General features: G+C 57.0%; 22 protein-coding genes. 9 read left to right on the top strand and 13 right to left on the bottom strand.

Features of this window, described 5'->3' with window-relative positions; all coding sequences use genetic code 11:
- The first annotated feature begins 71 nt into the window (after positions 1-71).
- The gene (locus CIK74_RS13430; protein ID WP_096256700.1) at positions 72-977 is read left to right on the top strand and encodes a LysR family transcriptional regulator; all 906 of its coding nucleotides are present in this window, start codon (positions 72-74) and stop codon (positions 975-977) included.
- A gap of 208 nt (positions 978-1,185) precedes the next feature.
- On the opposite strand, the gene CIK74_RS13425 is transcribed toward CIK74_RS13430, so the two are convergent.
- Genes CIK74_RS13425 through CIK74_RS13420 form a run of 3 tightly spaced genes read right to left on the bottom strand, consistent with a single transcriptional unit; the run spans position 1,186 to position 3,271 of the window.
- Positions 1,186-1,914 (bottom strand): aldo/keto reductase, encoded by a 729-nt coding sequence (locus CIK74_RS13425; RefSeq protein ID WP_343251927.1) that lies wholly within the window; start codon positions 1,912-1,914, stop codon positions 1,186-1,188.
- Positions 1,877-2,047 carry a hypothetical protein gene (locus CIK74_RS19200; RefSeq protein WP_343251926.1) on the bottom strand — a complete coding sequence of 57 codons (171 nt, stop codon included), beginning with the start codon at positions 2,045-2,047 and terminating at the stop codon, positions 1,877-1,879. The genes CIK74_RS13425 and CIK74_RS19200 overlap by 38 nt, the downstream gene beginning before the upstream one ends.
- A gap of 45 nt (positions 2,048-2,092) precedes the next feature.
- Positions 2,093-3,271 (bottom strand): MFS transporter, encoded by a 1,179-nt coding sequence (locus tag CIK74_RS13420; protein WP_096256699.1) that lies wholly within the window; start codon positions 3,269-3,271, stop codon positions 2,093-2,095.
- A 115-nt stretch (positions 3,272-3,386) separates the two neighbouring features.
- On the opposite strand from CIK74_RS13420, the gene CIK74_RS13415 reads away from it, so the two are divergent.
- Together CIK74_RS13415 and CIK74_RS13410 are read left to right on the top strand one after the other, a co-directional pair.
- Positions 3,387-3,833 carry a MarR family transcriptional regulator gene (locus CIK74_RS13415; protein ID WP_096256698.1) on the top strand — a complete coding sequence of 149 codons (447 nt, stop codon included), beginning with the start codon at positions 3,387-3,389 and terminating at the stop codon, positions 3,831-3,833.
- A gap of 32 nt (positions 3,834-3,865) precedes the next feature.
- Positions 3,866-4,540: an HAD family phosphatase gene (locus CIK74_RS13410; protein WP_096256697.1), complete on the top strand. Its 675-nt coding sequence runs from the start codon at positions 3,866-3,868 to the stop codon at positions 4,538-4,540.
- Between the two features lie 98 nt (positions 4,541-4,638).
- Here the strand turns inward: CIK74_RS13410 and CIK74_RS13405 are convergent, their stop codons facing one another.
- Entirely contained in the window at positions 4,639-5,547 is a 909-nt protein-coding gene (locus tag CIK74_RS13405) for an aminoglycoside phosphotransferase family protein (RefSeq protein ID WP_096256696.1), read from the bottom strand.
- Positions 5,548-6,180: 633 nt separating this feature from the next.
- Here CIK74_RS13405 and CIK74_RS13400 point away from each other — a divergent pair.
- Positions 6,181-6,474 carry a hypothetical protein gene (locus CIK74_RS13400; protein WP_141392961.1) on the top strand — a complete coding sequence of 98 codons (294 nt, stop codon included), beginning with the start codon at positions 6,181-6,183 and terminating at the stop codon, positions 6,472-6,474.
- A gap of 365 nt (positions 6,475-6,839) precedes the next feature.
- On the opposite strand, the gene gatB is transcribed toward CIK74_RS13400, so the two are convergent.
- The 4 genes from gatB to CIK74_RS13375 form a co-directional block, all read right to left on the bottom strand.
- Positions 6,840-8,348 (bottom strand): Asp-tRNA(Asn)/Glu-tRNA(Gln) amidotransferase subunit GatB, encoded by a 1,509-nt coding sequence (gatB, locus tag CIK74_RS13390; protein WP_096256693.1) that lies wholly within the window; start codon positions 8,346-8,348, stop codon positions 6,840-6,842.
- Between the two features lie 9 nt (positions 8,349-8,357).
- Entirely contained in the window at positions 8,358-9,911 is a 1,554-nt protein-coding gene (gatA, locus tag CIK74_RS13385) for an Asp-tRNA(Asn)/Glu-tRNA(Gln) amidotransferase subunit GatA (protein WP_096256692.1), read from the bottom strand.
- On the bottom strand, positions 9,901-10,197 hold the full coding sequence (gene gatC / locus CIK74_RS13380; protein ID WP_096256691.1) for an Asp-tRNA(Asn)/Glu-tRNA(Gln) amidotransferase subunit GatC: 297 nt from the start codon (positions 10,195-10,197) through the stop codon (positions 9,901-9,903). The genes gatA and gatC overlap by 11 nt, the downstream gene beginning before the upstream one ends.
- Positions 10,198-10,283: 86 nt before the next feature.
- Positions 10,284-10,835 carry a 1,4-alpha-glucan branching protein gene (locus CIK74_RS13375; protein WP_096256690.1) on the bottom strand — a complete coding sequence of 184 codons (552 nt, stop codon included), beginning with the start codon at positions 10,833-10,835 and terminating at the stop codon, positions 10,284-10,286.
- Between the two features lie 121 nt (positions 10,836-10,956).
- Here CIK74_RS13375 and CIK74_RS13370 point away from each other — a divergent pair, with 121 nt between their 5' ends.
- Both CIK74_RS13370 and CIK74_RS13365 read left to right on the top strand, forming a co-directional pair.
- Complete coding sequence (locus CIK74_RS13370; RefSeq protein ID WP_096256689.1) at positions 10,957-11,232, top strand: hypothetical protein; 276 nt, start codon at positions 10,957-10,959, stop codon at positions 11,230-11,232.
- 12 nt (positions 11,233-11,244) lie between these two features.
- On the top strand, positions 11,245-11,574 hold the full coding sequence (locus tag CIK74_RS13365) for a GNAT family protein (protein WP_096256688.1): 330 nt from the start codon (positions 11,245-11,247) through the stop codon (positions 11,572-11,574).
- Between the two features lie 7 nt (positions 11,575-11,581).
- Here the strand turns inward: CIK74_RS13365 and CIK74_RS13360 are convergent, their stop codons facing one another.
- On the bottom strand, positions 11,582-13,495 hold the full coding sequence (locus CIK74_RS13360; protein ID WP_096256687.1) for a penicillin-binding transpeptidase domain-containing protein: 1,914 nt from the start codon (positions 13,493-13,495) through the stop codon (positions 11,582-11,584).
- Between the two features lie 72 nt (positions 13,496-13,567).
- A complete protein-coding gene (locus tag CIK74_RS13355) occupies positions 13,568-14,104 on the bottom strand; it encodes a GNAT family N-acetyltransferase (protein ID WP_096256686.1) in 537 nt (178 codons plus the stop codon).
- Between the two features lie 480 nt (positions 14,105-14,584).
- On the opposite strand from CIK74_RS13355, the gene CIK74_RS13350 reads away from it, so the two are divergent.
- Both CIK74_RS13350 and CIK74_RS13345 read left to right on the top strand, forming a co-directional pair.
- Positions 14,585-15,400, top strand: a complete 816-nt coding sequence (locus CIK74_RS13350) for a glucosamine-6-phosphate deaminase (RefSeq protein ID WP_229677031.1) — start codon at positions 14,585-14,587, stop codon at positions 15,398-15,400.
- A 49-nt stretch (positions 15,401-15,449) separates the two neighbouring features.
- Positions 15,450-15,893 carry an SRPBCC family protein gene (locus CIK74_RS13345; protein WP_096256685.1) on the top strand — a complete coding sequence of 148 codons (444 nt, stop codon included), beginning with the start codon at positions 15,450-15,452 and terminating at the stop codon, positions 15,891-15,893.
- On the opposite strand, the gene CIK74_RS13340 is transcribed toward CIK74_RS13345, so the two are convergent.
- Entirely contained in the window at positions 15,890-16,477 is a 588-nt protein-coding gene (locus CIK74_RS13340; RefSeq protein ID WP_096256684.1) for a hypothetical protein, read from the bottom strand. The genes CIK74_RS13345 and CIK74_RS13340 overlap by 4 nt on opposite strands.
- A 284-nt stretch (positions 16,478-16,761) precedes the next feature.
- On the opposite strand from CIK74_RS13340, the gene CIK74_RS13335 reads away from it, so the two are divergent.
- A complete protein-coding gene (locus CIK74_RS13335; protein ID WP_141392960.1) occupies positions 16,762-17,289 on the top strand; it encodes a hypothetical protein in 528 nt (175 codons plus the stop codon).
- 72 nt (positions 17,290-17,361) lie between these two features.
- On the opposite strand, the gene CIK74_RS13330 is transcribed toward CIK74_RS13335, so the two are convergent.
- Together CIK74_RS13330 and ligA are read right to left on the bottom strand one after the other, a co-directional pair.
- On the bottom strand, positions 17,362-18,165 hold the full coding sequence (locus CIK74_RS13330) for an inositol monophosphatase family protein (RefSeq protein ID WP_096256682.1): 804 nt from the start codon (positions 18,163-18,165) through the stop codon (positions 17,362-17,364).
- Positions 18,166-20,406: an NAD-dependent DNA ligase LigA gene (ligA, locus tag CIK74_RS13325; protein ID WP_096256681.1), complete on the bottom strand. Its 2,241-nt coding sequence runs from the start codon at positions 20,404-20,406 to the stop codon at positions 18,166-18,168.
- Between the last annotated feature and the right edge of the window lie 84 nt (positions 20,407-20,490).

Here is a 20,490-nt window from a genome sequence, read left to right as displayed (position 1 = left end):
GCACCCAACACCGCGGGATAAAACCTTAGAAGAACTTCGATTTCCTGATCTAACGATTTAGTATTTACTTCATGGAATTACATCAGTTGCGAATTCTTCGCGAGCTAGCGGACTTAGGTAGCGTCAACGCCGTGGCCAAGGCCCTCTACGTCTCGCCTTCGGCGGTGTCCCAACACCTCGCGCAGTTGCAACGCGGCTTCCCGACTCCGCTGACTCAAAAGGATGGACGCAGGCTGGTGTTAACGGCAGAGGGTAAATTATTGGCATCAGCTGCCGCGTCGGTCGCCTCAACGTTGGCTGAGGTTTCAGCAAAAATCCGCACCCAGGATCAGGACCGCGATGCCCCCGTTCGCATCGCCGGGTTCCACTCTATCGGGCAGACGCTCTTCGCTCCGTTGCTGGCCTACCCGCAAGGCAGCCTACCCCCGCTGCGGTTCTCGGATGAAGACGTATCCCAGCAGGACTTTCCGGCATTGACCTCCGCCTACGATCTGGTCCTCGCCCACCGCATGCCGCATACCGCTCCGTGGCCTGAAAACCAGATCACCGTCATCCCCTTGGCCTTCGAACCACTGGACATCGCGATTCACCGGGAGCACCCGCTGGCAGCCTTCGAGGAATTGACCCCGCAACAGCTGATCGGCGAACGCTGGGTGGTCTCCCGTGCGGGCTACTCCCCCGCCGATGTGCTGGAAACTATTGCCGCTCTGGCCGGCAGCGCACCGGTGGTTGAGCATCGAGTCAACGACTATGCCACCGCCGGTGCCCTAGTGCAGGCCAGTAGCTGCCTAGGAATCCTTCCGCGATATACGGCGCGCAAATCGCTGGACGAGTCGGTGACTTTACGACCCATTAAAGGGCTAAACTCCGGACGACAAATCGACCTGCTGCTGCGCGCCGAACATCTGCACCGTGCACCGGTCAACGAGGTGATCGAGGCTATACGCAGTACCGTGCGACGTCTGATGCTCAGCTAATGCCCGCGCACAGCAAGCACGCTTGAACATGGTGCTGGTCGATGCGCTGACCGTGGAAGCTGGCAGGATCATCGAGCCGATCATCTACTTCATATCGCCGGTAGGCTCGGCGGGCCCTGAGTCCGCCGAGCCTACCGGCGAAAGGTTCTAGATACAGCACCGCCCGCCCTCAAACCAGAGGACGGGCGGTGCTTGCGAATGCTGCAGATCAGCCGTTGAAGCTGTCAGGATCCGGGCCGGTGCGGCCGCCGCGATCCAGCGCGTCAATCGCGGCTAGTTCTTCGGCGGACAGCTCGAAGCCGAACAGATCCAGGTTCTGCACGATGCGCGATTCGGTGACCGACTTCGGGATGATCACCCGGCCCCGCTGCAGGTGCCAGCGCAGAATTACCTGCGCGGCGGTGACCTGGTGCGCTTCGCCGATCGCCAGGATCGATGCGTCGTTCAGCAGCGCCCCCTGGGCCAGCGGGCTCCACGCCTCGGTGGCAATGCCATGCCCGGCATTGGCGGCGCTGACTTCAGCATTCTGCAAGGCAGGATGCAGCTCAACCTGGTTGACCGCAGGAACAACATCCGTGGCATCAATCAGCTTCTGCAGGTGAGTCGGCTGGAAATTAGAGACGCCGATAGCGCGGATCTTCTTCTCGGCATACAGCTTCTCCAGCGCCTTCCAGGTCTCCACATACAGTTCCTTCTCCGGAGCCGGCCAGTGGATCAGGAACAAGTCCAGGTAATCCAGGCCCAGGCGCTGCAGGCTCTCGTCAAATGCTTTTAAGGTCTGCTCGTAGCCCATGTCCGAGATCCAGATCTTGGACGTGATGAACAGTTCCTCACGGTTAATGCCGGACTCGGCCAACGCCTTGCCCACGCCTTCTTCGTTACCGTAGATCGCTGCGGTGTCAATACTGCGGTAGCCGGCCTTCAGTGCGGCGGCCACGGCGGTAGCCGGCCTTCAGTGCGGCGGCCACGGCGGTGGTGGTTTCTTCGTTCGGAACCTGGAAGACACCGAAGCCGATCTGCGGCATCTGCACGCCGTTATTCAGGGTAACGGCGGGAATAACTGTCGTCATTTCTAACTCCTTAAATTGTGTGGTGGATCAGTGAAAATTGGGGGGTCAGTTAACCGGGGTCAGTTCCGCCACGACCGGGGCCTTCTTGGCCAGGTTCATGGCCAACAGCATCAGCAGCAGCGCGGCGACGGTGATCGCGGCGCCAATCCAGATTGGCGAGGTATAGCCCAGTCCCGCGGCGATGCCCATGCCGCCGGCCCAGGCACCCAGGGCGTTGCCGACATTAAAGGCGCCGATGTTTGCGCCGGAGGCCAAGGTGGGTGCTGAGCCTGCGTAGCGCATGATGCGGCTTTGCAGGCCAGGCACGGTACCGAAGCCAAAACCACCCATGAGGAACAACGCCACGATGGTGGCCACCTGACTGGTAGCCAGCGCGCCGAAGGCAATGAGGACCACGAGCAATGCGCCAATGAAGATCAGCAGGGTGCGGTCGATGTTCTTGTCGGCCATGCGTCCACCTAGCCAGTTGCCGGCGAACAGACCGGCACCGAAGAGGACCAGCAGCCACGGCACGGTATGGGAATTAAATCCGGAGACTTCGGTCAGGGTGTAAGCGATATAAGTGAAGGCACCAAACATGCCGCCGTAACCGAGCACCGTCACACCCAGCGACAGCCAGACCTGCCGGGATTTGAAGGCTCCCAGCTCGCTGCGCAGCGAGATTGCTTCAGCCGCCTGCTTAAGTACCGGTACCAGCGCCAGGATGCCGATCAGCGCGATCACGCCGATGCCTGAGATCGCCCAGAAGGTGGAACGCCACCCTGCCTGCTGGCCTAGGAAAGTGCCAAAAGGCACGCCCAGTACGTTGGCTGCGGTGAGTCCGGTGAACATGATGGCAATAGCACCCGCCTTCTTATTGGCGGGAACCAGATCGGCGGCGACCACGGACCCGATGCCGAAGAAGGCGCCATGGCACAGGGCGGCGATGACGCGGCCAAGCATGGCGACCTCGTAGGTCGCGGCGACGGCCGTGAGCGTATTACCGATGATGAACAGCACCAGCAGGCCGGCCAGCACGGGTTTGCGCGGCAATCGCACGGTAGCTGCAGTTAGTCCGAGCGCACCGACCACCACGCTGAGCGCGTAGCCGGAGATCAGCCAGCCGGCGGCTGCCTCGCTGACGGCGAAGTCCGCAGCCACCTCCGGAAGCAGGCCCATGATCACAAATTCGGTGAGCCCGATGCCGAAGGCACCGAGGGCCAACGCAATAAGTCCGAGCGGCATGACGTTACTCCTGATAAGCTGGAAGAAATTAGTTGCAGACGCTTGTTATTGCGTCGATGAATATAATAGTTGCACACGCAAGTAATGAGCGCAAGCAACAAATATGGGAGTTGTTATGGGAATCGCAGATGACGCCGTTGAAATCCGCTCACGCGGATGGCGCACTTTGGCGGCATTGCACGGAATAATCGAGGCCGCACTGGAAAAGGATCTCACCGCTCACGCCGGCCTTTCCGTGGTCGAGTTCACACTGCTGGACGCGCTGAACCGGCAAGACGGATGGCATATGCGCATGGCGCAGTTAGCCCGAGCCACCGCATTAAGCCCGAGCGCCACCACCAGGCTGGTCACCCGTCTGGAGGACCGGCACCTGCTCTCGCGCGTGCTGTGCGCCGATGACCGGCGCGGCATTTACACCGAACTGACCGAAGCTGGCCAGGAGCTGTACCTGAGGGCCAAACCGATTCACGATGAAACGCTGGAACGAGTGCTCAACGATGCCGAGAAACTACCCGAGCTGGCCCCGCTGGCCCGGACCCTGCATCAGCTCCCCGTCTCCTAGCCTCCGCATTCGGATTCAAAAAGGAACCACCGATGAACCCAAAATTCTCCGCTCTGCTCTTTGACTGCGACGGGGCCCTGGTGGACTCCGAATCCCTCACTAACGCGGTGCTGCGCCAGATGCTGATCGAGCTTGGATGGAATCTCAGCCAGGAAGAATGCATCCAGATTTTCATCGGCAAGGCATTGAAAGATCAATGGCAGCCAATTCTCGCCCACACCGGATTCCGCATCGACGACGCCTGGATCTCCCGGTTCCGGACACGACGCGACGAGGCGCTGCGCGCGAACCTGCAGCCCATTCCCGGCGCTCTGGAAGCAGTCGCGCAAATTTCCGGGAGCTACGGCAACAAGATCGCCTGCGCCACCGGGGCCGATCGCGGCAAGGTGGAAATGCAGCTCTCGCTCACCGGGCTGGCACCGTTTTTCGGCGACCGGGTGTTCAGCGGCATGGAATACCCGCGCAGTAAACCGGCACCGGATGTCTATCTGGCGGCTGCAGCTGCGCTCGGGGTCGATCCGCGTCAGGCGCTGGTAATCGAAGATACCGCCACCGGAGTCACCGCAGGTGTCGCCGCCGGGGCCACCGTGTACGGATATTGCTCGGGCGGCCCGACCAGCACCAGCCCTCAGGCGCTGACCGCCGCGGGTGCCAGCCACATTTTCACCAGCATGGGCGAACTCCCCGCGCTAGTCTCGTCGAATTAGCGCCCCAGAAAACCCCCGGCAGGGACGATCCGTGGGGCCTCCGGAAACGGCCGTTTTGGCATCAACATCTAAGATCCGGATCAGCCGCTCCGGCACACTCACCTCTTCAGCAGCATATTCAGGGTATCCAAGCCGATTCGTCCCAAGGGGTCGGCGGTGCCCAGCGGCGCGGTGAGCATGGCGTAGCGCAGTGCCCAACCACGCGCCCGCAGCCACATTGCTGTCCCGCGATCTGCAGCGTACCGACGCAACTCTTGATCACGCACCGGCTCGGTAAAGTGCATCCACAGCATTCCCAGATCCGAAGCGGGATCTCCGGCGCAGAGGTCTCCAAAATCCACCAATGCGGACAGTTCAGCCTTGCCACCACCGGTGGTCACAATCGTATTGTGCGGATGCGGATCGCCGTGGAGCCAGCGTGGCGGCCCGCCGTAGGCATCAGCTTCTAATGACTGTTCCCAGATGAATTGCGCACCGCGTCGGTACGTCGTTGGAAGCTGGGAGATCTGCTCTCTGGTGCGTTGATCCACTACTTGCAATTCGCAGCCTCTGAATTCACTGCGTGGCGCATCTTCGGGGGCAGGGCCATGCACCACCGACAAATAGTCGGTAAAAGCCGGCGCATAGGCATCACGTTGCCTTCGCCCCAGCGTCGCCGCGCTGATGCCAGGGACGTAACGGCAGATCGAAAAGGTGAACGGGTAGTCCGCTGACGGCTCCCCGATGAATACCGGAGCCCCCACATCCAAGCCGCTGTCGGACGACAGGCGAGGCAACCATTTCCGCTCCTTGTGCCCGATCTTCTCGGCGAGTGCACGACGAGGCAGTCGCACCAGTAAATCATCACCCAAACGGTAAACCTCGTTGTCCCACCCGGTAGCCAGATAAGTCAGAGTTCTTCCGGACCACTGACTCGCTTGCGCGCAGATCAATTCGCGCACCAACGCCCGATCAATAGACACTTCCGCCGCAGGTTTTGCCGAAACGGCCATTTCTTGGAAGGTCATTGCTCCATGCTAAATCAATCCCGCCAAAGCGATCGCGCGCATTCCGCTCGGTACGAGAATCCGAGACTAGATCTGGGAGATTTTTCATCCACTTTTCGCGGCAAAATCATCCGTGTCATCTGTTCGGTAATAGCGTGCGTGGAAATAACGTGCGGGACAATCGTGCTTTCCGCTACCTTGCGGTTTTCGTTCAGTGCGCTCGAGTTCTAGATGCGGACCTCATGACTAGTACCGCGTTTCTGTCTTCAGTTTGGCTTGGCAGCTCGGCATAGGCCTAGGCAAGTGACTGATTTTCGCGTTGTGTGAATAGGAAATTTAGGATTTGCTGTCCGGCATAGTATTAGCGTCGTGAAGGGAGGCCTATTTCCTTCGTCGATTGGCGGGTTCTCTTTTTCGTTTTTCAGAAACAGTACAAAGCCCCCTAGAACGCGTGCTCGAACACTGGAGCTTAAGGCCACTGGCTGCATAATTCCGAGAAATAACCCCCTTCACCGAACGCTCAAAGGGATGTTAATCATCCAAATTGACGATAGCCGTGGCCGCCAAAGCAACGTACTGTGAAGATGGTAGTTCTAATAGGAACCAGTCAGTTTGAACTTGGATTGAATTACCTGACATGCACAGAAGGGCTTCGTGAGTCGCATGCTTGCTTGGTTTGGCTTGGAAGAAAAGGCTAAAAACGAATCGGAACAACCAGACGATGGCGTGAGCGAAAAAACTAAATGGGGATCCCTGCTCCTCTGCCTCGCTTTGGCATTTGCGGTTTTTGCCGTAACTCATTGGCTACTTAGCGGCGCTTCCGGCTTTGCATCCTATGTGCCCGGAATATGCGCCGCAGGCACCCTGCTCATTGGTTCGCTCATTTCCGAACACTCCCTAGCCCGCGGTGAAGACCATTCCCCGGACCCACGCTCCGGCAAAAACTAAATCCCGTAACGTCAATCGCGTGTCGCGCGCGTTGGCCGCATCCTGAGGTCAAATGGTGATCTGGGCCGGCTCCGGCAACGCGGGTGCCAGCGAGTTGAACTTCGAAGCTCTTCTCCACTATCCCACCGCTCCCGCCCACGCTATAAGATTCACCATTCTAAAAAACGGCACCGTCTGGCGAGCGCCGCCACACGAAACCGCCCGCAGAGGCGGCGATGGCCAGACTGATCCGAGTATTACTTCCGAACTCTGGCAACGCCCGCGAGCGATCACCGGAACATCGTGGCTTATGAAGAAAAACAGCGAACCCCGAATTGCTTTGAAAGGAATTCGGGGTTCGCTGTTTTAGTACCGAAGGATGAGTCTTACAGACCCAACTTCTCGATCACGATTTCGCGCACGCGACCGGCATCGGCCTGACCGCGGGTGGCTTTCATAACCGGTCCCATCAGGGCGCCGATGGCCTGCATCTTGCCGCCCTTGATCTTCTCGACCACGTCCGGCATGGCGGCCATAGCTTCATCCACGGCCTTGCCCAACGCATCATCGTCGTTGACCACAGCTAGGCTGCGCTTCTCAACGATCTCGTTTGGAGTTCCTTCGCCATCAACCACAAATTCCAGCACCTGGCGGGCGATCTTGTCATTGATCTTCTTCGAGGTGATCAGCGAATTCAGCTCAACGATGGTTGCCGGGGTGACCCCCAGATCCGCAATTTCCTTGTCCGCAGCCTTGGCCAGACGGGCGATCTCGCCCATCCACCACTTGCGGGCTACCGCGGCACTGGTACCGGCGGCAATGGTTGCCTCGATCTCGTCGAGCACGCCCGCGTTGACCACGTCACGGAATTCCTTGTCCGCATAACCCCAGTCGGCCTTCAGTCGCTTGCGGCGATCTGCCGGCGGCTCGGGCAGACGCGAACGCAGTTCCTCAACCCATTCGGCAGTGGTGACGATTGGCACCAGGTCCGGCTCCGGGAAGTAACGGTAGTCATCGGCATCCGACTTCGGACGGCCCGAGGTGGTGCTGCGAGTGTCTTCGTGCCAGTGACGGGTTTCCTGAACGATCTTCGCTCCGGAATCGAGCACCGCTGCGTGGCGTTCAATTTCGAAGTGCACCGCGTGCTCCACGGCACGCAACGAGTTTACGTTCTTGGTTTCGGTACGGGTACCGAACTTGTCCGCTCCCTTGAGCATCAGCGAAACGTTGGCGTCGCAACGCACGTTGCCGCGCTCCATTTTCGCATCCGATACCCCGAGGTTCTTCACGATTTCACGGATGGCGGCCACGTAGGCCTTGGCCAGCTCCGGCGCCCGCTTGCCGGCGCCCTCGATGGTCTTGGTGACGATTTCAACCAGCGGCACACCTGAACGGTTGTAATCAACCAGCGAGTAGTCCGCACCCTGGATACGTCCGGTGGATCCACCCATGTGGGTTAGCTTTCCGGCGTCTTCCTCCATGTGAGCGCGTTCAATCTCCACACGGAAGATCTCTCCGTCTTCCAGTTCGATGTCGATCCAGCCGTCGTACGCGATCGGATCGTCATACTGGGAGGTCTGGAAGTTCTTCGGGGTGTCCGGGTAGAAGTAGTTCTTCCGGGCGAAACCGCAGCGCTCGGCGATCTTGCAGTTCAGTGCCAGGCCGATCAGGATGGAGTACTCCACCGCGGTCTTATTGACCACCGGCAGCACGCCTGGCAGACCCAGGTCTACCGGGGTGACGTTGGTGTTCGGGGCGTCGCCGAAGGCATTCGGGGCGTCCGAGAACATCTTGGTTTTGGTATTGAGCTCTACGTGGACCTCAAAGCCGAGCACCGGATCATACTTTTCCAGTGCCACATCAAAGTCGACTAGTTCATCGGTGTAGTTAGACATGTGCTCCCCTTAGGCCTTTGGCGCGATCGACGCGGAATCAATGGCAGGTGCCTGCGAGATCAGGGTGTGGCCCCAGCTCTTTTCCAGCAGTGCTTCCAATGCGGCACCCGCGCGGTACACGCGGGCGTCTTCGAAAGCAGGCGCCAAGAACTGGATACCCACCGGCAGGTCCTCAGACAATCCGCCGGGCACGGTGATGCCCGGGATGCCGGCGAGGTTAGCCGGGATGGTTGCCACGTCGTTGAGGTACATAGCCAATGGATCGTTGTCGTTCTCGCCCAGTTCGAAGGCGACGGTTGGTGCCGTTGGAGACACCAGTACGTCTGCTTGTTCAAATGCTGCGGCGAAGTCGCGCTGAATCAGTGTGCGAACCTTCTGTGCCGAGCCGTAGTACGCATCGTAGTAACCGGCGCTCAATGCGTAGGTGCCCAAGATGATGCGGCGCTTTACCTCATCGCCAAAACCTGCGGCGCGGGTGGAGCCCATGACGCGTTCAATGGTCATTGGGCCGGATTCTGGCAGCACGCGTTTGCCGAAGCGCACGCCGTCGAACTTGGCCAGGTTGGAAGAGACTTCCGAAGGCATGATCAGGTAGTAGGCGCCCAGCGCGTACTTCAGGTTAGGGCAAGAAACCTCGACGATTTCTGCGCCCGCACCCTTGAGCAATTCCAGAGATTCTTCGAAGCGTGCCTGCACGCCAGCTTGGTAGCCTTCACCCTGCAATTCTTTAACCACACCAATGCGCAGACCCTTCAGATCTCCGGTGGCACCAGCTTCCGCGGCAGCAACCAGACCTTCAAGGGCTTTTGGCAGCGAGGTTGAATCCTTCGGGTCGTGCCCGCCGATCAGTTCCTGCAAGTATGCCGAGTCAAGCACGGTACGGGAGACCGGGCCGATCTGGTCCAGCGAGGAAGCCATGGCGATCGCACCATAGCGCGAAACACCGCCATAGGTTGGCTTCACACCCACGGTGCCGGTGACGGCGCCCGGCTGGCGGATGGAGCCACCGGTATCCGTACCCAGTGCGAGTGGGGCTTCGAAGGAGGCAACTGCAGCGGCCGAGCCACCGCCGGAACCACCGGGGATGCGGTTCAGATTCCACGGATTGCGAGTCACACCGTAGGCGGAGTGCTCGGTGGACGAACCCATGGCAAATTCGTCCAGGTTGGTCTTGCCCAACATTGGAAGCTTTGCCGCGCGGATCTTTTCGATCACGGTCGCGTCATATGGGCTCATCCAGCCTTCGAGCATCTTCGATGCTGCGGTGGTGGGCTGGCCCTTGGTGACGATCAGGTCCTTGATGGCAATTGGTACACCGGCAAGTGGGTGCAGCGCTTCGGCTTCGGCTCCGCCGGCTGCGCGAATCGCGTCCACCTCGGCCGCGACGGCGAGCGCCTCTTCGGCGTTCACGTGCAGGAAGGCGTTTAGTGCACCATCAACTTCGGCGATACGGTCCAGGTGAGCCTGGACTGCCTGGACGGAGGTTACGTCGCCAGCGCGCAGCTTTGCTGACAGCGCGGTGGCGGAAAGTCGAATCAGATCAGACACAGAATTATTCACCATCCAAAATTGCTGGGACCCTAAAGCGGTCCGAGTCCGAGTCAGGCGCGTTGAGCAGAACTTCATCGATGCTCAGCGTCTGCCCCACCACGTCTTCACGCAACACGTTGGTCAACGGGATTGGGTGGCTGGTGGCTGGAATATCGGAAGAGGCGACTTCGCTGACAGATGCGATGGCATCGACGATCACGCCGAGCTCACCGGTCATCTTATCCAGCTCTGCGCCGCTCATCTCGATGTGGGCCAATTGTGCCAAATGCACAAGGTCCTCACGGCTGATGGCAGACATATATCTCCCTAAAGTGGGCGGATGGGTTTCACAGACAAGTCTATCCCTTGCCCGCCCTCAGCTAGGTCGATTTGGTCTTCAAGCGGTTATGCTATGCGCAATACCAGACCACTGAGCGGTTGGCCTAGCGCGTTTTCCCACGAACCGACCACACCTTGCCCGGTTACTTCGCCTGCGACTGGGCGACGAATCACTTCAAGCGTGCCGCTAACCCCGTTACCTAAGACCCGGACATTTGAGTCTTCTTCGAAGGAATTGTTCTGATGTTGTGGGACAGCCCGGCCGGCAAGAAGTTCATTGAGCTGCGCAGTAAAAACCGGGTCACCGGTCGCGTCATAGATGTAACGCAAGCCGAGAATCCCGTGATCGCTGGTGCCCACGAGATATGCCTCGGCGCCTTCCAGCGCTTCGGCTCGGTAGCTGAAAGGCACGTGGTAAATCACCTCGGAGCGATCGGCACGGTCTGCGACTAAGCGCAGTTCCATACCCACTTCTCCGGCTGGATCCTCCAAACGGAAGCCACCGACGTCCTGTAAGTCTGGAGCGCCCTGACCGTCATAAAAATCCTGCGTCACCAGCCACTTAGCGAGCAACTCATTTTTTGAAGGATTCATGGAGGTGTTGTAGATAATGCCCATGGGCTCAGTCTGCCAAGCGCGCGCTGAGCACACAAGAGCCTAGGGCTAGTGTTGTTCACACTTCTTTGACAAATAGTTTGTTTTTCTCTTTACTAACAAACTTCCGCGTCGACTAGATAGCATGGGTTTCATGTTCGGTGAGGCGCAGTGGAATCAAATGGAACAGGCCCAAGACTATGGAAAGAGCCTGCTCTGTGATGAGCAGGTGGATTTGCGCGAAGTGGAACCAGAGGATCTTGCGCAACTTGCCCAATGGTGGAATGACCCGCGTTGGGCAGTGTTACAACAACGCATTATCAAACCCCGTCCTGCCCAATCGGTGACGGAAATGCTTGCTAGTTGGAGCGTAAATAAACCCCACAGCGGTGATGCTGGGTTTAGCATTTTTGAATGCTAGGATGGACGGCTTATCGGGCACATCACGCTCAGTGGTGGATCCTTACCGCACCGAGCCGCCGAGTTAGCGATCATGCTCGGCGGTGACCAGGTAAACCGAGGTTACGGCACCCGTGCCATCGGCCTAATGCTCAAATACGGCTTCGCGGAGATGGGTCTAAACCGTATAGGGCTGAAAGTCGCCGCCTTTAACACTCGCGCGGTACGCACTTATGAAAAAGCAGGCTTCATCCTTGAAGGACGAGAACGAGAGATCTATTTCCATCAGGGGCTTTTCCACGACCAGCTAATTTTCAGCGTTCTCTCCCGCGATTATTTCGCGGCAGTTACCCCCGCAAGCTAAACAGTGATTACTTACCAACTTTGGTAAGGAAGTCGGCAACTAACGGTCCGGCAGTCTGCGCGCCCCCATCACCGTCTTCGACAAAGGCTGCGACGGCCAGATCCCCTTGGGCGGCAATCACCCAGGCGTGCGCGTTTCGTTCGGCGTCGTATTCGGCGGTACCACTCTTGCCGATAATTTTTGCCCCAGGAACCGACTTTAATGCTTTGAGCGTTCCGTGGTCCACCGTGCCGGCCATCATTTCTTGCAACTGCTCAGCTTCTTTTTCAGTCAGCGCGCTCTTAGCCTTGGCCGGTTCTTTGACCTTCGGGTTCAGCACGAGTTGTGGATGCACGGTGCTGGCGTTAGCAATGGAAGCCATCACTGTTGCCATGCCCAATGGAGAGGATTCCACCACGCCCTGTCCAATCATGTTTGCAGCCAACTCGGTACCTTCGGAGTCATCTGGCACCGAACCGATAAATGCTTCGGCTCCAGTTCCATCATCTGCTAGTAGCCCTAATGAGCTGGCAGCGTCGGCCACCGCTTTGGCGCCAAGTCCCTTACCTGCATTGACGAAAACCGTGTTGCAAGACTCTGCAATGGCTTCTGCGAATGGAATCGTACCCACCGCTTTGGTTGGGTAACCGTCATAGTTTTTGAAACTTTTGCCATCAACCTCGGTACTTGCCGGGCACTGCACCTTGCTCTGGGGTGTTTCGCCGTCACGCAGCATTGCTAGGGCACCGACTACTTTGAAGACAGATCCCGGTGCGTAGCGTCCTTTGAGCGCCGTATTCAGCCCGTTGGTTTCCGGTCCGGATGCGGCCGCGAGAATTTGGCCGGTGGAAGGTTTAATGGCCACGATGGAGGAGGCTGAATCAGTTTCAGCAACCAACGACTCTGCAACGGTCTGCATATTTTCATTGAGCGTCAGTTTGAGGTCTTCGCCCGCGACCGGTTCACTGCTCAGCAGTTCTGCCACGGCCTCGTGGTCCGCGTTGTAGCGGGAAACGGTGACGCCTGAGGCCCCCGCTAATGACTCGTTATAGGCCGATTGCAGACCGGAAAGACCCACCTGGTCACCGGCCTGAATTTTGCCTTCAGACTTTTTGATAATTTCAGCGGTGGCTTGTCCGACGCTTCCAAGGATTGGTCGGGCGAAGGTACGCGTGGGCGCCAAGGGCATCTCATCAGGTTGCGCGACGGCACCTGGGATCCCGGTAATTTCGTCATCGCTCACCTCGCGGCTGGCGTCATCACGCAATACGATGGCCTGCACCCACGCCTTGGCCCCAGATTTTTCGACCCGATTTGCGAACGAATCTTCATCGATCTCTAGCAATTTGGCCAGACTCCGTGCCGAGGAGTCCCACTGATCTGCCTCGGTGCGGGTCTTGTCGATTCCTACCCGTACCACCGGACGATTCTTTACTAGGGCATTGCCGTTACCACCCAGAATCTGTCCACGTTTAGCTTCGCTAAATCGTGCGTCAAGAAATTCTCCGGCGACCAAGTCGGGTGCGAGAATCGCCGGGTCAAAGCGCAGCTTCCACTGCTCGGCGTCCTGATCAAATTCCATGACCGCTTGAGTTTCATAGGTGAGGTCGTTCTCGGAGGAGTCAACATCCCACGTGGTCTGCACTGTTGCGGTAGCCGTTTTCACCCCGTCTTGGGCTTCTTCGTCTTCCGCTGCATTCAGCACGGTGTGGGTATGCTTGATGTCGCCCATCGGACCGAATGCTGTTTCGACGCTTTTGTTCGCGGCGCTAGCGTCGCTTCCAGCGAGTGGCACCTGACTAAAGTCCCCGGAACCGAGCGCGGCTGTTAAGGCCTCGGCCGCGGGTTTTGGGTCCGGCGTTGCTGCGCTGCACGCAGTAAAGGTACTGGCAACGAGCGCGGCGACAGACAGGACAACAACACTTCGGGGGAAACGACGCATGGCGTCAGTCTATGCACTTCGAACTGCAGCACGCTAGAACGGCTCGCCACATGTCAGCGTTCGATATGCGGCTTAGTCAGCTAAGTTCAGCGAATACACCACAAGGCGGATATCGGTATTTGGCACTACCCAATCACGTTCGGCTCGGTGGATAAATCCCAGTGACTCGTAAAGACTTCGTGCTGCTAACCAACGTTCACCGGTGGTTAGCGAGACAGTATGTACATCGGCAAGTTGGCGGGCAAAGTTAATCGCAGCCACCACCATCGCTTTGCCAGCACCGGTGCGTTGTACGCCCGGATCAACGCTGAGCATACGGATTTCTAGCTCGCCTTCAAGCGCAATGTCAGCATATTCATTACCGGCTTGAATGAGGGTCATTGAGGCAACAAGATGACCATCCTTGCGCGCTACCAAAATGTCGCAGTATTTATCCCTTCGTGCAACCTGGCGAACAAACTTTAGGTATTCGTGCTGCGGATCAGCAAAGTGCCCGGCCTGCACGTACGCATCAACCGTTAGCTGGCCAATTCGTTCATAGTCGGCCACGGTAGCGGCTTCGATCAGTAATGGGCTACTGGTAACTTTGGCATCATCAATTTCAGACATAGTTCTACTATTTTGTCACCATTTCTGAATCTTCAGAGCCCTTTGTGCGGGTTCTGTCGCCACTTCGAATTCTGTTTAGTGAAGTCTTTCCGCGTGAATTCACGGATGAGCGACCCGGTGCCGAAGGCATGAAGAAGTTGTGATGGTTTGACATGAAATAAAAGACAGCGTTGCTGTGCTGTCTGCCAGCAACCAGTAAACTAGTAAGCATTGCCCTCGGGCATATGGTCTTTCTCTTTGATCACAATGTTGTGCTCGCCTACACCACGTCAATGGCTGAGGAAGTAACTTTCCTTCTAATCACCCCTAATCGGATTGATTTTTAGCTGTCTTCGGTGCGGTGAGAAGTTTTAGAGAAGTACAGACACAACCCAATAATTTCAATTTGTAAGGGACAACATTTTGGTTCAGATCCAAAGATTTGCGCTGCGGCGCGTAGCCTGCCCTCACTAATTTTATTTTTCACTATCAGATCGGAGAGTGAACGACTTGCGCGTTCTCATTGGTTCATCCGCGGAACATGTTGCTCGCATTGCAGCAGATAACGTCCTTGCTGGGTTAGCACACCACGGGCATGGAAAAAATCCCGTACTCGGTGTCGCTACGGGCTCATCCCCCTTGGGCCTATATCGCGAGTTACGTGTGGCGGTTGCCGAAGGACGAGCAGATTTCTCCAACGCGCAAGGCTTCGCCTTGGACGAATACATCGGCATCCCCGATACCCATGAGCTCTCCTACCGTCAGACTCTGATCACCGAAGTGTGCAACACTTTTGGCTTGCCCGTCAGCGGTCTACACACTCCTCGCGGAATGGCAGATTCTGTCGAGGAAATCGAAGCCGCAGCACATGCGTATGACCAGGCTATCAAGGCTTCCGGTGGCGTACAGGTCCAGATTCTTGGCATTGGTAGCAACGGCCACGTGGGGTTTAACGAACCGGGAAGCGCTTTACGAAGCCGTACCCGTATCAAGCGTTTAGCCGCGCAAACCCGTATCGACAATGCACGCTTTTTCGACGGCATCGAACACGTTCCTACCCATTGCGTGACCCAAGGTCTGGGTACTGTTTTGGAAGCTGGACGTCTAGTCCTCGTGGCTACGGGAGAAGCTAAAGCAGAAGCCGTGGCGCTAGCCGTCGAAGGGCCACTGTCCGCGTCGTGCCCGGGGTCGGTTCTGCAACTTCACCAAGACGCTGTGGTTGTTCTCGACGAAGCCGCCGCGGCCGGTCTTAAGAAACGTGCCTACTACGATGATGCGGCGGAAGGCATCAGCTTAGAGAACCTGCGGGTCCACTAGGCCTATTCAATACGGTCATTGGCCTACCGGGAGTGCAAGACTAAGAACTATGGCAGTCTATTTCGAATGCGTCACCCACACTCAGATGAGTCGAACCGAACTTTTTGACCGTTCACGGAGCATCGACGCGCACCTAGGTTCAATGTCTCAGACAAAGGAACAAGCTGTCGCTGGAGTGCAAAGTGGCTTAATCTCATTCGGTGAGCAGGTCACGTGGAAGGCCCGACATTTTGGGATACCGTTTCGGCTCACCACGAAAATCACGGCTATGGATCCAGCTCGCATGTTCATTGATGAACAGTTGCGTGGACCGTTTAAGTCATTCCATCATGTCCATGAATTCTTTGACGTAGACGGCAAGACAATGATGATTGATCGGGTCAGTTTTGCGGCCCCTTTCGGCCCCCTTGGGTGGGTGGCCGAAAGGTTAGTTTTAGGCTGGTACATGCCTCAGCTGATCAGGCAGCGAAATAAATTTCTTTTGGAAAATTAAGGCTCAAACAACAGAGTATCTAGATGATCAAGGACGCTCGGTGCTGACTCGTCCTCGTCGGCAGTAACTGTGAACGAGTGAGAGTATGCGGCGCAGGAGTCTAAGTCCCCACACTCGTCATATGGACTACCTGAAATTAGCAATATGGCTGCCCCTTGGGGGAACTCCACAGGGATCGGGACTTCGTCGCTGAAAGAACCATCGGTATTCACACGAATTTCTCGCGCCTTGATTGGATCTTTTTCGGAGTACTCCGAAATTAGCTGGAGTGTATATTCCTTGCCCTCTGCGTAACCCAGATCGCACTTGGCAGCGGGCGCTGCGACGGTAATCGTCGCTCCTGGCCGGGCCGTCGTTTCAGAAAGAGACATGGCTTCAGGTAAACACTGATCTTGGGCCTTGGAACAACCTGTAGCTAAAAGTAGAGGCACCATCAGCGTGATAGCACCTGCTAAAGCATAAATTCTCTTCGGACTGCTCTTCAAGATTTTTACCTTTCCAGCGCCTGCCACTCCGTCTGAATGTCCATGACGCAGAATCTCGGAACGGTCGCAGGCAATAGACACTTTACTTTCGAGGATCACGACTGTGACCTGATAACTCTTTTATTCAATCCTACGTATAAAAAGAATTGATAGCTAGGATTCAGCCGTGACAGGAAGTAATTATTTTCCTCGCGTGTCCCAACGGCGCGGTTTCTTAGACGCTACTTATAGGCTTAAGGTCGCCCGCATTTAGACTCGCAGGGCAGAGCCAACAGAGCCAACAAGCAAGGGACCGTCTCATTACCGCTCAAATTCAGCGACTCGATTCCCGTAATGACCGTATCGGAAAAATTGCGCTTTTCCTCTCGCATATTTTCACCCCAGTGATCTTAGCCAGCTTGCTGTTGCTTTCTACGCCCTTGCGGCACAGCGAAGTCTCCTGGGTTGAAGTATGCGTTGCCACAGCTTTCACCATGGTTCTTCCGTGGCTGTATCTGCTGTGGTCCACCTACCGCGGAACAGTGACCGATTTACACGTCACCAGGCGCGGCCAACGCCATAAAATATTCGCCCTCACCGCGGTATCGATTGGGCTCGGACTCCTATTGCTTAGCCTGATGGGCGCGAGCCAGCGGATATTTGTTGAAGTACTCTCCATCTTGGCCGGGCTGCTAATGGTGGCAGTGATTAACCTGTGGTGGAAGGTCTCTGTGCACATGGCGGTCGGCTGCTACGTGGCGCTACAACTTTGTACGAGTTTGGCATTGGTCCCACCCGTCCTGGCGTTTATCGCGGTGCTCTCGTGGTCCCGCATTCGTAGCCAACAACATACCCCCTCGCAGGTCTGCGGCGGCGTCATTGTTGGCATAGCCGTGAGCTACCTTAGCGGTTGGATAGCAATGCTCAGCTAACCGCTCCAAAAACACTTCTGGCTCGTACCGCTACCTTTAGAAGGGGCGCAGGTACGAGCCAGAAATGTTTAACTACACTTTAGGGCTAACCAGTTTGCTGGTATCAACCAGTCCGGCATATTGCCAACCGGGGTATCCCACCGGTCGTCCCACCGGGGTGCCAGTTTCTTCAGCGATCAAGGCACCGGCAGCCCAATCGTATTCTTGAGTTCCAAATTCCGCGTAGGCGTCCAAAGACCCCTCGGCGACCAAACACAAGTCCAAGGCTGCCGAACCAATCCGGCGAATATTGACAAAATCTGGCAGCAGTTCGGTCAGTACGCTTAGTTGGAACTCACGGCGTTCTGCGTCGTAGCCAAAGCCGGTACCCAACAATTTGGCATCCGACTCGACCGGGCCGGTGAGCTGGGTGATCTTCTTGGTACGTAGATCATGCTTCCAAGCTCCCTGCCCCCGTCCGGCGAAGTATTCGACCTGCAGCGCGGGTGCAACGATAGCTGCTGCCACCCATAAGTCGGTACCATCATCTTGTCTCTGGCATACGCCTACCGAGGAGCAGTAATACGCGATGTTGCGCACGAAGTTTGTCGTGCCATCCAGTGGGTCAATACTCCAGCGGTAGCCGCTGGGATTAGCCGGCTTCTGACTGGGGAATTCTTCACCTGTCAGTTCGTCGTTAGGACGTGCGGTGAAAATCGTGGCACGGATGGCTTCTTCCGCCGCGCGGTCAAAATCGGTAACCCAGTCCCCCACAGCCGACTTTTCATCCGTATTAAACTTTTCCTCATCACGGCCGGAAAGTACCTGGGCACCGGCAGCAGCAGCACGACGTGCCAAAAGTACCAGTGGGTCATGCGCTATCTTTTTGTTCTCCACTTAGGCTCCTTCACTTGCCTTTATTGCGACCTCGCGCGCAGCATCCGGTCCTTGTTCAATCAACACCACAAAGCCAGCCTCATCCAGTACAGGCACGCCTAGGGACTGCGCCTTATCAAGCTTTGACCCGGCGGCCTCGCCGGCCACCAGAAAATCTGTCTTCTTGGAAACGCTCCCGGTGGCTTTTCCACCGCGAATAATGATTGCTTCTTTAGCGGTGTCCCGGGAGAAGTTCTCCAACGTACCGGTGACCACAATGGCCAATGAATCTAGATGCTTGATGACATTTTCGTCTTGCTCATCTTCCATCTTCACCCCGGCGGCTTGCCACTGGGTGACGATGTCACGATGCCAATCAACCTTGAACCAGTCGACCAAGGCTTCGGCAATAATTGAGCCCACCGAATCGATCTGACTCAGCTCATCCACTGCCGTCGGTGATTTCAAGGCTTCCAGGATAGCGTCCATAGACCCGTAGCGGGTTGCAATGGCGCGTGAAGCGTTGGGTCCAACATGACGAATCGACAGGGCGACCAAGACGCGCCAGAGTGGATTGCTCTTAGCCTTTTCCAGTTCTTCGAAGAGCTTTAATGTGCTCTTGGTAGGTGCCGACGGCTTTTTCGCCGTGGCCTTGGTGTAGAAGTATGGAACCAGCTCGAATTTTCCGGTGCCTTCACCCTTGGAGCGTTTTTCGCGCCAGACTTTCACCTCGGCAAGCTGCTCAAGCTTTTCTTTCAGATCAAAAAGTTCGGCTTCGTTGTGGAGCGGACCTGCGCCAGCCGGCAAAATCAATCCGCCCTGAGTGGCGGGGTCTTCACCCGGCCCACTGGTCAACGCCGCGGCAGCCTCGTAGCCCAGCGCCTCGATGTCCAATGCGCTGCGCCCACCGAGGTAGGCTACTCGTTCGGTGAGCTGTACCGGGCACGATTCAGCGTTGAGGCAACGAATATCTACGTCGCCTTCCTTAGCCGGCGCCAGTGGTTGACCACAAGACGGGCAAGAAGTAGGCATCACGAATTCACGCAGTTCCGTATTGCCCTCACGCAAGGCGAGCACTGGACCAACAATCTCTGGGATCACGTCTCCGGCTTTACGCAGGATCACGGTATCGCCGATCAACACGTTTTTAGCCTTAACAACTTCTTGGTTGTGCAAGGTGGCGCGCGCGACGGTGGAACCGGCCACGAGCACCGGCTCCATCACGCCGAAGGGAGTCACTCGTCCGGTGCGACCGACCTGCACCTGGATATCGAGTAGTTTGGTGTGTACTTCTTCCGGCGGATATTTGTAGGCCACCGCCCAGCGTGGCACACGCGAGGTGTAACCTAGCTGTTCTTGTGTGGCCAGGTCATCAACCTTGATGACAATTCCATCAATGTCGTGGATCAGCTCATGGCGTTTTTGACCATTCTCGGCGATAAAGTCGGTGACCTCGGAAAGTGAGGTGACTACCCGACCGTAAGGAGAAACTGGTAGACCCCAATCGCGCATCAGCTCATAGGCTTCGGACTGGTGCGTCATTGCAAAGTCTTTACTGCGACCAAGACCATGGACAAACATCCGCAGTGGGCGCTTTGCGGTCTGTGCCGGGTCCTTTTGGCGCAGCGAACCGGCGGCTGCGTTGCGGGGGTTCGCCAACGGCGCCTTGCCGTCTGCGATCAGCATCTCGTTGTAGGCGTTAAAATCATCGGTGCCGATGTAAACCTCACCGCGGACTTCGAATTCTTGCGGGTATCCACTGCCGCTCAGTTCTTGCGGGATATCGGCGATGGTCAGCGCGTTATGTGTCACGTCTTCACCGGTAGTGCCGTCGCCTCGGGTGACCGCACGCAACAGCTTTCCGTCACGATAGGTCAGGTTCAGCGCCAACCCATCGATTTTTACTTCGCACAACCACTTCATGGGCGATTCGGGATGAAGCTTTAATGCGTTGGCTTGGGCCCGTTCCAGCCACACGGTGAGCTCTTCGAGCGAAAAGACGTCCTCTAACGAGTACATTCGGCTGGCATGGGTTACCGGAGCAAAAGCGCTGCTGACCTCACCGCCGACTTCTAACGTGGGTGAGTCCTGGCCCATCAGAATCGGGTACTGACTCTCCACAAGCTGCAGGTCGTGGAACAGCTGGTCATACTCGGCGTCCGAGACCATCGGAGCGTCTTGCAGGTAGTAGGCCTCACGATGTGCACGCACTTGTTCCACCAGCGTCGCATAGCGCTCGCGAACGCTATCCGGTGGGGTCATCGTGGAGTCTGTTGGTGTTACTGGATTTTCACTCACGTATCCAATTGTGCCCCAACTAAGCGACGCTTTGACTCTTGCGAGCAC

Origin of the sequence: Glutamicibacter sp. BW77, from assembly GCF_002332285.1 — a bacterium.
GTDB classification, from domain to species: domain Bacteria; phylum Actinomycetota; class Actinomycetes; order Actinomycetales; family Micrococcaceae; genus Glutamicibacter; species Glutamicibacter bergerei.
Note: the sequence above shows the minus strand (reverse complement) of the source record. Positions and strands in the feature narration are given on the sequence as shown.

Bases quoted from the DNA above. Each gene is read 5' to 3' on its own strand.
- CIK74_RS13430 (WP_096256700.1), top strand. From the start codon at position 72: ATGGAATTACATCAGTTGCGAATTCTTCGCGAGCTAGCGGACTTAGGT.
- CIK74_RS19200 (WP_343251926.1), bottom strand. From the start codon at position 2,047: ATGACGACAGTTATTCCCGCCGTTACCCTGAATAACGGCGTGCAGATG.
- CIK74_RS13420 (WP_096256699.1), bottom strand. From the start codon at position 3,271: ATGCCGCTCGGACTTATTGCGTTGGCCCTCGGTGCCTTCGGCATCGGG.
- CIK74_RS13415 (WP_096256698.1), top strand. From the start codon at position 3,387: ATGGGAATCGCAGATGACGCCGTTGAAATCCGCTCACGCGGATGGCGC.
- CIK74_RS13410 (WP_096256697.1), top strand. From the start codon at position 3,866: ATGAACCCAAAATTCTCCGCTCTGCTCTTTGACTGCGACGGGGCCCTG.
- CIK74_RS13405 (WP_096256696.1), bottom strand. From the start codon at position 5,547: ATGACCTTCCAAGAAATGGCCGTTTCGGCAAAACCTGCGGCGGAAGTG.
- gatB (WP_096256693.1), bottom strand. From the start codon at position 8,348: ATGTCTAACTACACCGATGAACTAGTCGACTTTGATGTGGCACTGGAA.
- gatA (WP_096256692.1), bottom strand. From the start codon at position 9,911: ATGGTGAATAATTCTGTGTCTGATCTGATTCGACTTTCCGCCACCGCG.
- gatC (WP_096256691.1), bottom strand. From the start codon at position 10,197: ATGTCTGCCATCAGCCGTGAGGACCTTGTGCATTTGGCACAATTGGCC.
- CIK74_RS13375 (WP_096256690.1), bottom strand. From the start codon at position 10,835: ATGGGCATTATCTACAACACCTCCATGAATCCTTCAAAAAATGAGTTG.
- CIK74_RS13370 (WP_096256689.1), top strand. From the start codon at position 10,957: ATGGGTTTCATGTTCGGTGAGGCGCAGTGGAATCAAATGGAACAGGCC.
- CIK74_RS13360 (WP_096256687.1), bottom strand. From the start codon at position 13,495: ATGCGTCGTTTCCCCCGAAGTGTTGTTGTCCTGTCTGTCGCCGCGCTC.
- CIK74_RS13355 (WP_096256686.1), bottom strand. From the start codon at position 14,104: ATGTCTGAAATTGATGATGCCAAAGTTACCAGTAGCCCATTACTGATC.
- CIK74_RS13345 (WP_096256685.1), top strand. From the start codon at position 15,450: ATGGCAGTCTATTTCGAATGCGTCACCCACACTCAGATGAGTCGAACC.
- ligA (WP_096256681.1), bottom strand. From the start codon at position 20,406: ATGACCCCACCGGATAGCGTTCGCGAGCGCTATGCGACGCTGGTGGAA.